Origin of the sequence: Intestinimonas sp. HCP28S3_D6, from assembly GCF_052065695.1 — a bacterium.
In the GTDB taxonomy this organism is placed as follows: Bacteria; Bacillota; Clostridia; order Oscillospirales; family Oscillospiraceae; genus Intestinimonas.
Genome location: NZ_JBQHTM010000069.1, coordinates 1 through 11263 on the forward strand (window position 1 = coordinate 1; position 11263 = coordinate 11263).

The following is an 11263-nucleotide window of genomic DNA, read 5'->3' on the forward strand; positions in this document are numbered from 1 at the left end:
GTAAATGTTTCCTGTTTCTTCATCCCCATACACCACCATTGCGTTGATAGTGTTATTATCCCACATCCGGAGCCTTTATGGTAGTGCGGATTAAATCAGAGATTCCCTAGGTCCAGAGGAATCACCAGAAGAGAGAATAAAGATACCTCTTGATTTCATACAGAATTTTACGGTCGGATTTAAAGGTGATAATAAGATCACACTTTATTATTGCTGTTCTCAACTATCTGAACATATTCTTCGGAAAGAAACCGAATTTTCATTAAAATTTAAAGAAGAATTCATATCTGAAATGGAACAATTTGGCTCTTACCATGCCCTTTTTAATAAAGTTGAATTTCTGCACAATATGCTTGATTAAATAACTGGGAATCAACTTGGAGGAAAATGGGGAGCAGTTTCTTATGTTGACATACACTCAGAATATCATATTGAAATTTTGAACGATGAAAATGGAAATCAATACAATGTGTTTTTTAAAAAAGATTTGTCCTATCAGTGGCAAAACGAGTGGAGAATCATTCTTGTATCGAATGATTCTCCACTGATAGGAGAAAATAACCATCACTTTGTTGCGTCAATAAAGACTTTGAGTTGGTTCCACATCGGCCATATTAGAGATCTTCGTGATAATTCCATAGAAATTAAAGAAGTAGATGATAATGAAGTCGATGGAAATGTTATAAGACAATGAGGTGTCACCATGACCAACTTCGATTTTCTCCTCTCCGACTCCCAATTTACTACCTTCGGGGAGGTCGCCGTCACAGCGGAAAAAATCTACGCCATCGACCCGGCGGCCTGTGTGCTGAACTGCCGCCGGGCGGTAGAGTTTGCCGTCAAATGGATGTACTCCGTGGACGGCGCTTTGGTCATGCTATATGACGACCGGCTGGTCAGCCTCATGGATGCCGGGGACTTCCGGGCCATTGTGGACCGGGACCTGTGGCAGCGCCTCAAGTACATCCGCCAGACGGGCAACGCCGCCGCCCACACTGGGAAGAAGATCACCGAGGAGCAGGCACGGCTGTGCCTGGAAAACCTTTGGTGCTTTATGGACTTCATCGCCTGCTGCTACGGCACCACCTACACCCCCGGAGCATTTGACCCAGCCCTGCTGGAACAGCAGACCGCCGCCCCGGCTCCCGCCCCTGCGCCTGAGGTGGATCTTACCGCCCTCATGGCGGAGAACGAGGCCCTGAGGGCAGAACTCACCGCCCGCCGGGAGGCTCAGCAGCCCGGCTATACCCCCAAGCCCCTGGATCTCTCCGAGTACAAGACCCGCAAGCTGTACATCGATGCCATGCTCACCGACGCGGGCTGGACAGAGGGGAAGGACTGGCTCAATGAGGTGGAGCTGCCCGGTATGCCCAACAAGAGCGAGGTGGGCTATGCCGACTATGTGCTCTACGACGACGCCCACCGCCCTCTGGCCATCATTGAGGCCAAGCGCACCTGCGTGGACCCGGCCAAGGGCCGCCAGCAGGCCAAACTGTACGCCGACCTGCTGGAGCAGAAGTATGGCCGCCGCCCGGTGATCTTCCTCACCAACGGCTTTGACACCCGCCTGGACGATGGGGTCTACCCGGAGCGTCGGGTGGCCGCCTTCTACTCCAAGCGGGATCTGGAGAAACTCTTCAACCTCCGGGCTATGCGTACCAGCCTCAAGTACATCCAGGTGGACCACGCCATCGCGGGCCGCTATTACCAAGAGGGGGCCATCAAAGCCACCTGTCTGGCTTTGTCCCAAAACCGCCGGAAGGCCCTGCTGGTCATGGCCACTGGCTCGGGCAAGACCCGCACGGTCATCGCCCTGGTGAAGGTGCTCCTTCAGCACGGCTGGGTGAAAAACGTCCTCTTCCTGGCCGACCGCAACTCCCTGGTCACCCAGGCCAAGCGCAGCTTTGTGAACCTGCTGCCCGACCTCTCCGTGACAAACCTTTGCGAGGAGAAGGATAACTACACTGCCCACTGTGTCTTTTCCACCTACCAGACCATGATGAACTGCATCGACTCGGTGGAAGATGGGGAGGGGAAGCTGTTCACCGTAGGCCACTTCGACCTGGTCATCTGCGACGAGGCCCACCGCTCCATCTACAACAAGTACCGGGACATTTTCAACTATTTTGACGCTCCCCTGGTAGGCCTCACCGCCACCCCAAAGGATGAGATCGACAAGAACACCTACGAGGTCTTTGAGCTGGAGAGCGGCGTGCCCACCTATGGCTACGAACTGGACCAGGCAGTAAAGGACGGCTTCCTGGTGGACTTCCTCACTGTGGAGAGCAAGCTGAAATTCCTGGAGGAGGGCATTTCCTACGGTGCTGGGAGCCTACATGACCAAGAACGGCTGCGATGTGGAGATGATCGACAGCTACCAGGCCCACGTGGAGGCGCTCAACGAAAAGGGTGCTCACATCGTGGGTACGGTGGACTTCACCGTCCCCGTCAAGGCCATCACTCCCGAGCAGATGGAAGGAATCTACGACATTGTCTTCCTCTTCACCAAGCAGACTGCCAATGACGTGGTCCTGCCCAACCTGCTGCCCCACCTGGGTCCGGACAGCACGGTGTGCACCCTGCAAAACGGTGTCCCCGAGCCCTATGTGGCCAGCTATGTGGGGGAGGGCCGCACCGTGGGCGGCACGGTGCTGTGGGGCGCCACCTTTGTCTCTCCCGGTGTTTCTGAACTTACCCAGGACCTGTCCCGGAACGACCACCTCTTTGAGATCGGCGAGATGGATGGCTCCATCGGTGACCGGATCCGCAAGGTGGCTGATGTGCTGGGCTATATGGGGCCCACCGCCGTGTCCGACAGTCTCATGGCCTCCCGCTGGGGCAAGCTCATCAACAACGCCTGCATGAGCGGTATGTCGGCTGCCTGCGGCACTACCTTCGGCGGGGTGCTGGACAACGACGTGGCCCGGGCCTGCCTGAGCTATCTGGGCCGGGAGGTCAAGCAATGCTGCGAGGCGGCGGGCTACCAGCTGCCCATCCTCCTCCATGAACAGTCTCCCGAGACCCTGGATATTGTGGACCAGGCCATGTTCAACGCGGATCAGGAGATGTTCCTCACCATGTACTCCGATATGCGTACCGCCAAGGCCAGCATGCTCCAGGACCTGGAAAAGGGCAAGCCCACCGAGGTGCGGATGATCAACGGCTACGTCTGCGAGACCGGAGACAAGTACGGTATCGACACCCCCTTCAACGATAAGGTGGTGGAAATCGTCACCAAGATCGAGCGGGGAGAGCTTCCCTTGTCCATGGAGAACGTGAAGCTCTTTGACCGGAGTCTCTTCTCCTATGACCTGTACCAGGCCTGAAAAGGGCTTACACAAGAGATGAAGAAGGAGGACACAGACCTATGATCGGTATCATTGGCCTTATCCTGGCCATCGCAGTCCTGATTTTTGGTGCTTACAAGGGACTGGGCGCCCTGCCCCTGACCTTGATCGCAGCCTTGGTGGCAATTGTTTGCAACCGCATCCCATTGTGGGAGGGCTTCGCCACCCATTATATGTCCGGCTATACCAGCGCTTACATGAGCTATTTCCTTATGTTCGCCTGCTCCAGCCTGTACGCCAAGTTGATGGATGAGTCCGGTTCAGCCACTGCCATCGGCTACAAGTTCATAGACTGGTTTGGCAAAAAGAATATCATGCTGGTCACCATCCTCATCGTCTCGGTGCTGACCTACGGCGGCGTGAGCCTCTTTGTGGTGGTCTACGCTGTGGCGCCCATCATGTTCCTGCTGTTCAAAGAGGCCAATCTGCCCCGTCACCTGACCATGGCCTGCCTCATCGTGGGCTCTGCCACCTACACCATGACCACGCTGCCCGGCACTCCTCAGCTTACCAATGTGGTGCCTACAGAGTACCTGGGGACGACTATGGTTGCTGCGCCTCTATTCAGCATCATCTGCACCATTGCCATTTTCGCACTGTGCATGCTCTATTGTACCTGGGCCAAGAACAAAGCGGTGGCCCGGGGTGAGGTGTGGTCCTACCCTGACAATGTGGACCCGGCCCTCTTTGAGATCAAGGACCGCAGCCAGCTGCCCTCCGCCTGGAAGGCCTTCCTGCCCATCGTGGTACTGCTGCTGGTCATCATAGTGGGTGGAAAGTTTGTCTCCAACTCCACCATGTTGGCCACCTGCGCCATGCTGCTGGGCGCCGTCCTTACCTATGTGCTCAACTTTGGCCGACTGAAGGGCAAGGACTGGAAGAGACTGCTCACTGACGGCCTTGGTGGCGGTATCTCCGGCATCGGCGGTCTGGCCGCCGTACTGGCCTTCGGTACCGTGGTGCAGAATTCCGACGCCTTCCAGAGCATTGTGGACTGGGTACTGAGCCTGGATATGAATCCCTATGTCCGGGGTGTCTTCGCCACCAGCGTGTTTTCAGGCATCACCGGCTCCTCCTCTGGCGGTCTGCGACTCATGTACCAGTCTCTGTCGGACACCTTCCTCAGCTCCGGCTGCAATCTGGAGATTCTCCACCGCCTGACTTCCATCGCTGCCGGCGGCCTGGATACCCTGCCTCATTCTCCCGGCCTCTTCCTTATGTTCAGCGTACTGGGCCTCAACCACAAGAATGCCTACCGCCATGTGTTTGCGTGCAGCGTGTGCATCCCTGTACTGGTAGTGATTGTGGCCACGGCCGCCTGCGTCTTGCTGGGCATCTGACGTGATATTACCAACATGAGCCTAAGAAGGAGATATCCCATTGCGATGCTTCTGTCGAAGGAGATATCATACAATACTCCAACAGCAAAGCAGGGGACGGGCAAGGTTGCCCGTCCCCTTACTATTTGGCAGGATAAGCCTTGCTGACCGGAGCGTTTATACCGCAATATAAACGGATGTATGGACCTATAATTGTGAGGAATATCTCTGCCGCGATGTGTACTTTAAATGATATACAGACATCCATACCGACTACCAATGAGGCGCGGTTTAGGGATGACTAAGGAATTTTTCGGTTTAATTTGGACCGTGTGCAGATTAATTCAACCAACGCCAGCTTGGGGATGCGCCAGACCCGACCGTTTCAGAAAACCTTTAAAGAGCCGGAGGCCAGCAACTCATACAGCGCATTTTTCCCCATTTTCAATACCTCGCAGGCCTCATCCGTCGTCAATAAATCATCGTACTGTTCCAGCATCACAGAACTCCTTTCCGCAGTTTGGACAATCTTTTGTGCACATGAAGGGCAATGACACCACAGGTTAGACCCGGAAATGAAAAACACGCCAACTGAATTTGAAATAGAAATACTTTGTAATAAAAAAATCTTTTCATATAGTTTTTCTATTCTTTTATCAACAGGAAGTATTTTGAAGGAATATTTGCATGAAAAGAATAGCGGAGATTCACAAAAGATATTGTATGAAAGAGATACTGTTGCAGAAACATTTTTTGTTGGACAATACTTTAAGCAAGCAGATTCAATTGCAAAGCTAAATAACTACGGAGAAGATAGTGTTGCTGATAGCGAGACTCTTTTTCTATCAATAATTAATAAGAATAAAGGAAAAATGTTTGCAGACCTACCAGAACTGAAGATTCTCCGTGATATTTTTGAATGGTTTGCAATTAAACTAAATATTAGTTTTCCAGATAGTATTTTGACTGGATATCCATATTTTACAGATTCAAATCTTGAAGAAATAGCAGAACTATTAAATGCTCTAGGAACTGGAATTAGTGAATTAAAAGTAGTTGAAGTTCCTATAGAAGTAATTAAAAGTAAAATTCCAGATGAACTATATACCAAAATTACTTCTGATTTAGAAAAGGCAAATACTCGTAATAATTCTGATGAAGATGATTCTCCTAAAATCATGGTTCGTTCTTACAAAGAATTCTATACCTTCGAAATCGATCGTGAAAACAAGATCAAAATTACAACAATAGAATTTAGCCACGAAAGAAGAAACATTTACTTTGACTTGAACGAGGAATCAGATGGAACAGCTAGACTTTTAGATCTGATTGAAATTCTTTTTAAAATTTCCAACAACCGTATTTTTATAATTGACGAGATTGATCGCTGTTTACATCCGGCAATGACTGCAAAAATAATAGAACTATTTCTAAAAATGGCTCAAACAAGAAATACACAATTAATTATTACATCGCATGAGTCGCGGCTCTTAGCGGCAGATTTTCTACGTAATGACGAAATATGCTTTGTTAGTAAAGATAATAATGGAGCTTCCATTATTAATCCACTCGAGAAGTACCAACTCAGAGCGGACAAAAAAGTGTATGCTGCATTATTTGATGGGACACTAGATGCGATTCCTGCTTTTAACGAGTGCAAACTTAAGTCTATAGTTGATAAGTGAAAAGGGCCTATTGAAAATAAAAATTTCCGGAAATAATATTGTTTAAAAGGTGTCCTGGATGGAAAATGCGGAATTCCAGGACACCTTTTTTAGCTATTTCATTTGGAAATTCGGGATGAAATCTAAATTTTTCAACAGTCGGTCTTTTCTCGGAATCAACTTTTTAAATATTGCCGTGGTTGCAATTATTTTAATCTATGCTGTGAGCCTTAGCAGAGACCTCCCCGGGTTCAAATACCTGAATCAGGTGGTCGGCCCAGGTGCATACCCTTGTCGATGGCGTGGCGGTGTATCTAGCCGAACTCGATGTTGTCAGGTTCGGCGGCGCAGCTGAAGGAGGACATCAGCAGCTTTTTGCCAATCTTGTCGAGATTGCAGATATAGTCATAGTCACTTTCAGCACTGACAACGGTCTATATATTTTTAAACGACAGTTTGATAACTGGTAAAATTACTTGACCTGTGACCATAGAAAAGGAATACGGGGAACGCCTTGAAATATTTTATAAAACTCAACATCAATATGCCAAATGTATCAATTTTAATACGCTATATACAAAGGACTACCGTCCCGTAGAGAAGAGGACTTGCCTCACCCGCTCAGGAGCCAACAAAGACCTGCCACTGTGCGCTCAACAGTATGATTGTAGTGGTTGCCCGGATTTAGCTGAAATACCGTATTGATCCCCTTGCTTTGGTAGAAAGTATGGATCTCTTCTGTGTTCTGTCTAACATTTCTCAGAACTGGGTTTCGAATTTTGCTCTCCTTATTGCCTAGAGAAAAGTACATGCAGTCCGGCCAACGCTTTGGTTCATGGGAGAAGATGTACTCCTTTATTCCGGGAAACCAGAGAGAGCCGGACATGCTGCCCACCCGGGAAAATAAATCCGTCTGGTAGATGGCGTACAGGGCGAACAGACCGGCCAGAGAATACCCGGCGATTCCGCGCCAGGATGGCATACCAAGGACCTCTTGCTCTGCCATTGGGATGATCTCCTCAGTCAGAAGCCGCAGATAGTCATCCGCGCCGCCGGTGCAGGGGTCGGCATTTTTAAAGGCAGGAGGGCTGTCCCAGGGCACCATGTCATGATTCCAGTCCAGATCGCTGATAGCCACTAGCGTAAACGGCGGACAGCCGGCCGCCTGTGCGACCTCATATACTATCTGTCCTTCATCAGCGAAAGTGTTGAGGTAGATTACAGGTGCGTTTGTGTCAAGGCTTGGAAAAATAGATATCGTTTTACTGATTGTTGAAAAAATGCACATAGCTTGAATCATCCACTTTCTATTTTGACAGGGGGAAACGCGAAAAATAGTCCTGTTTATTGGATTAATATTATGCTAAACTGATTTCCCCGTGATCGGAAAGACATGTCAAGAAAGACAGACGGATCTGTTGGTATTTTCCGGTAAGTCCTTGTCGGATTCTGGAATTCCAGTTATACTAAATATAATATATCTGCGAAGACGAGATAGGAAGAGTGAAATATAATGCTCCCACCTGGCCTCTACGAACAAGTCATCAATACCGCCCTGGACCGTGAGCTTTCGGAAATTCCTGAGGCCCGTAAATCGGTTGCGCCCATTGACAAAGCAGAGGCTTCCAAGGTGCTGGCGCAGTACCTGGCGGATGTGGTGCAAAAGGGCCTGGAGAACGTGGTGGATAATGGTGGCGATATCTCTACGCAAATTGGCCTTGCTAACAAGATTGTAGACCTCATTCAGGATACAACACAAGAAGCTGACTTTGCCACGCTGAGCGTTGACCAGCGAGCAGAGCAGCTTCTTGCGCTTTTACGGGAGCAGGATCCCCGGCTGGCGGTAGGCAAGACGGCTGGCGACCTGAGCCGGCCGGAAACCTCTATCGCACAGAGCAGTCTGTTCACCGGGGCCATCCATGAGCCACAGATGTACTCAGAGCTGAAAAAGGAGATCGTCTCTGCCGACCGCATCGATATGCTGGTGTCCTTCATCAAGTGGAGCGGCCTACGGCTCCTGATGGACGAGCTGCGGGAGTTCACCCAGAACGGAGGGGAGCTGCGGATCATCACCACCTCCTACATGGGAGCTACCGATGTGAAGGCGATTGAGGAACTACGCAAGCTGCCCAACACACAAATCAAGGTCAGCTATGATACTAAGCGCACACGGCTCCACGCCAAGACCTATGTCTTTTACCGGGACACCGGCTTTACCACCGCCTATGTGGGCTCCTCCAACCTGTCCAACGCCGCCATCTCCAGCGGCCTGGAGTGGAATGTGAAGGTCACCCGCCGGGATCTGCCCGAGACCATCGACAAGATCGCCGCCACCTTTGAGAGCTACTGGAATTCCAACGAATTTGAGTACTACTCCGAGGATCAGAAGGAGCGGCTGGCCCGGGCGCTGAAGGCGGAAAAATACTTCGACGCTAACAACGCTGAAGTGTACACCATGGATATCGCACCCTACTCCTACCAACAGGAGATTCTGGACAAACTGGAGGCGGAGCGCACCGTCCGGGGCTACACCCGCAACCTGGTGGTGGCCGCCACCGGTACCGGAAAGACGGTGATCTCCGCTCTGGACTATAGGCGCTTTTGCAAGCAACACCCCGGAAAGCCATGCAGGCTGCTCTTTGTTGCCCATCGGGAGGAGATCCTGCGGCAGAGCCTGTACACCTTCCGGGCGGTTTTGAAGGACGCCAATTTGGGGGAGCTGTTTGTGGGCAGCTACCGGCCAGAGGGCATTGACCACCTGTTTTTGTCCATTCAGACCTTCAACTCGCAAGATTTTGCCTCCAAGACTACCCCGGAGTTTTATGATTACATTGTTGTGGACGAGTTCCACCATGCGGCAGCGCCTACCTATCAGAATCTGCTGTCCTACTACCAGCCCCAGATTCTCCTGGGCCTGACCGCCACCCCGGAGCGCATGGACGGTAAGAGCGTGCTGCCCTATTTCAACAACCGGATTGCTGCGGAAATCCGCCTGCCGGAGGCCATTGACCGCAAGCTGCTGTGTCCCTTCCAATATTTCGGCGTCACCGACACGGTAGATCTGAACACCCTGAAATGGAGCGCCGGCGGCTACGACAAAAATGAGCTTTCCAATCTTTACACCCTCAGCGGAGCCGTGGCCAACCGCCGTGCCGATCTGGTGGTGTCCTCACTCCTGAAGTATGTAACCGACATCGACGAGGTCAAGGGTCTGGGTTTCTGCGTATCCATTGAGCACGCGGACTTTATGTGCCGCTATTTCAACGATTGCGGAATACCCTCCATCTTCCTGACTGGAAAGTCCTCTGATGAGGAGAGAAAGACCGCCAAGGGGCGGCTGGTGAACGGTGAGATCCGCTTTATTTTTGTGGTGGACATCTACAATGACGTGAAGATTTCAAGATTGATACAATGCAACGGTAGGTGCAGCGCCGAAAAAGCCGCATAAATCAAGGTTTCCGGGCATTCGACGGTTCGCGGAGCGGCCGGGATGCCGAGGGATGGAAAGTACTGACGCCCGTAGAGGGGCGCTTTTTTTATATACGGGTGCGTACCTTTCAACGATAGCAGACAATCGTTAAAAGGTTTATGGGAGGAATCAGAATGGCAGACAGGCTTACTCCAGAAAAACGGAGCTGGAATATGGGAAGGATCAAGGGCAAGGACACGTCCATCGAGATGAAGGTCCGGCAGTACCTATTTGCCCAGGGGTTCCGATTCCGGAAGAACGACAAAAGGTATCCCGGAACACCGGACGTTGTGCTGCCGAAATATCGTACTGTAATTTTCGTACACGGTTGCTTCTGGCATCGACATGAAGGATGTAAGGGAGCAACAACGCCAAAAACCAGAACAGAATTCTGGCAGAATAAATTTGATACCAATGCCCGCAATGATCAGAAAAATAAGCAGCTGCTTGAGGAAGCCGGATGGAAGGTCATTGTTATCTGGGAATGCGAAATAAAAAAGAGCTTTGAGGAAATCATGGAAGCAGTCATAAAACAGATAAAAACTGATACAAACTGATAAAAGCATAATGTAAGTGAGCGAAACAGAATAAAAGTAACAGAAACGTATTGAAAATGACACAAATTACGTGTTATAATATTATGTCTGATTTTAGTTTGAAGAAACGGAGGCCACTATGACTGATAACATAAACGATAACTACATCGGAATAGACGAAGTTGCGGCTTATCTTGGCGTCAAGGCCACAACCATTCGTACCTGGATAAAGACCAAGAACATGCCAGCCCACAAGGTCGGCGGGAAACTCTGGAAGTTCAAAAAGTCAGAGATTGACGAATGGATAGATAGCGATAAAAGCGAGGAGTAAACCCGCGGATCAAGGAGACGATGATATATGCTTAAATTAGGAACTGTGTTCAGTGGAATAGGTGCTGTCGAACACGCGCTTGACCGCCTGGGCATTCCTTACGAAATAGAGTTCGCGTGCGATAACGGCGAACGCAGGCTGAATACCAGCTATGAGGAAATTGAAAAAGCTACTGCAGGCATGACCAATGCGGAAAAAGATGCCTACGTTGCTGCCTTATACGACGCTGAGACTGGAACCAATTATGTGGAACAATCATACAAAGCGAATTACAGCATAGGCGCTGCGTGTGATTAAAGTCTGCGCAGCAAATGCATGAGACCATCCCACATTTTGTGTAAACCTCCAAGGTGGTGTATAATAGAAGCACCACAGTGGAGGTTTTATTATGGCAAGAAAGAAACGCACACCGGAAGAAAATGCCCGCAGGGAAAAGATCAGAGAGCTGTTGCAGATGGCGAACATCGGCAGCATGGACGACATCCAGAGCCTGTTCAAAGAGACGATTGCCGAGTTCATGGAAAACGGCCTTGATGCTGAGCTGGACGACGAACTGGGCTACAGCAGGTACGACTATAAAAATAAGGACACGGACAA

Annotated in this window: 8 protein-coding genes and 4 pseudogenes; 10 read left to right on the forward strand and 2 right to left on the reverse strand. The window is 50.3% G+C overall.

The genetic code is table 11. The features are described 5' to 3' along the window. Positions 1–703: 703 nt before the first annotated feature. The 3 genes and pseudogenes from ACTNBK_RS15560 to ACTNBK_RS15570 all read left to right on the forward strand — a co-directional run. Positions 704–2278, forward strand: a pseudogene (locus ACTNBK_RS15560) (DEAD/DEAH box helicase family protein); the annotation flags it as partial. A gap of 58 nt (positions 2279–2336) precedes the next feature. After that, positions 2337–3326: a ketopantoate reductase family protein gene (locus ACTNBK_RS15565; protein ID WP_441147488.1), complete on the forward strand. Its 990-nt coding sequence runs from the start codon at positions 2337–2339 to the stop codon at positions 3324–3326. 41 nt (positions 3327–3367) lie between these two features. Beyond that, positions 3368–4687 carry a GntP family permease gene (locus tag ACTNBK_RS15570; RefSeq protein ID WP_441147490.1) on the forward strand — a complete coding sequence of 440 codons (1320 nt, stop codon included), beginning with the start codon at positions 3368–3370 and terminating at the stop codon, positions 4685–4687. A gap of 364 nt (positions 4688–5051) precedes the next feature. Here ACTNBK_RS15570 and ACTNBK_RS15575 read toward each other — a convergent pair whose 3' ends face one another. Then, positions 5052–5165, reverse strand: a complete 114-nt coding sequence (locus ACTNBK_RS15575; protein ID WP_441147492.1) for a helix-turn-helix domain-containing protein — start codon at positions 5163–5165, stop codon at positions 5052–5054. A gap of 73 nt (positions 5166–5238) precedes the next feature. On the opposite strand from ACTNBK_RS15575, the pseudogene ACTNBK_RS15580 reads away from it, so the two are divergent. Both ACTNBK_RS15580 and ACTNBK_RS15585 read left to right on the forward strand, forming a co-directional pair. Further along, positions 5239–6351, forward strand: a pseudogene (locus ACTNBK_RS15580) (AAA family ATPase); the annotation flags it as partial. Positions 6352–6611: 260 nt separating this feature from the next. Then, entirely contained in the window at positions 6612–6800 is a 189-nt protein-coding gene (locus tag ACTNBK_RS15585; RefSeq protein ID WP_441147494.1) for a hypothetical protein, read from the forward strand. A gap of 143 nt (positions 6801–6943) precedes the next feature. On the opposite strand, the gene ACTNBK_RS15590 is transcribed toward ACTNBK_RS15585, so the two are convergent. Then, complete coding sequence (locus tag ACTNBK_RS15590; protein ID WP_441147496.1) at positions 6944–7618, reverse strand: alpha/beta hydrolase; 675 nt, start codon at positions 7616–7618, stop codon at positions 6944–6946. 225 nt (positions 7619–7843) lie between these two features. Here ACTNBK_RS15590 and ACTNBK_RS15595 point away from each other — a divergent pair. From ACTNBK_RS15595 to ACTNBK_RS15615, 5 genes and pseudogenes are all read left to right on the forward strand, one after another. After that, positions 7844–9718: pseudogene (locus ACTNBK_RS15595) on the forward strand (DEAD/DEAH box helicase family protein); the annotation flags it as partial. A gap of 215 nt (positions 9719–9933) precedes the next feature. Continuing rightward, positions 9934–10356 (forward strand): very short patch repair endonuclease, encoded by a 423-nt coding sequence (locus ACTNBK_RS15600; protein WP_441147498.1) that lies wholly within the window; start codon positions 9934–9936, stop codon positions 10354–10356. Between the two features lie 118 nt (positions 10357–10474). Beyond that, positions 10475–10666 carry a helix-turn-helix transcriptional regulator gene (locus ACTNBK_RS15605; protein ID WP_441147500.1) on the forward strand — a complete coding sequence of 64 codons (192 nt, stop codon included), beginning with the start codon at positions 10475–10477 and terminating at the stop codon, positions 10664–10666. A gap of 27 nt (positions 10667–10693) precedes the next feature. Beyond that, a complete protein-coding gene (locus ACTNBK_RS15610) occupies positions 10694–10963 on the forward strand; it encodes a hypothetical protein (RefSeq protein ID WP_441147502.1) in 270 nt (89 codons plus the stop codon). A 91-nt stretch (positions 10964–11054) separates the two neighbouring features. Continuing rightward, positions 11055–11263: pseudogene (locus ACTNBK_RS15615) on the forward strand (IS256 family transposase); the annotation flags it as partial.

What these genes read in the sequence shown, in the direction of transcription:
- ACTNBK_RS15610 (WP_441147502.1), top strand. Translation starts at nt 10,694, where the DNA reads ATGCTTAAATTAGGAACTGTGTTCAGTGGAATAGGTGCTGTCGAACAC.
- ACTNBK_RS15565 (WP_441147488.1), top strand. Translation starts at nt 2,337, where the DNA reads ATGACCAAGAACGGCTGCGATGTGGAGATGATCGACAGCTACCAGGCC.
- ACTNBK_RS15590 (WP_441147496.1), bottom strand. Translation starts at nt 7,618, where the DNA reads ATGTGCATTTTTTCAACAATCAGTAAAACGATATCTATTTTTCCAAGC.
- ACTNBK_RS15570 (WP_441147490.1), top strand. Translation starts at nt 3,368, where the DNA reads ATGATCGGTATCATTGGCCTTATCCTGGCCATCGCAGTCCTGATTTTT.
- ACTNBK_RS15600 (WP_441147498.1), top strand. Translation starts at nt 9,934, where the DNA reads ATGGCAGACAGGCTTACTCCAGAAAAACGGAGCTGGAATATGGGAAGG.
- ACTNBK_RS15605 (WP_441147500.1), top strand. Translation starts at nt 10,475, where the DNA reads ATGACTGATAACATAAACGATAACTACATCGGAATAGACGAAGTTGCG.
- ACTNBK_RS15575 (WP_441147492.1), bottom strand. Translation starts at nt 5,165, where the DNA reads ATGCTGGAACAGTACGATGATTTATTGACGACGGATGAGGCCTGCGAG.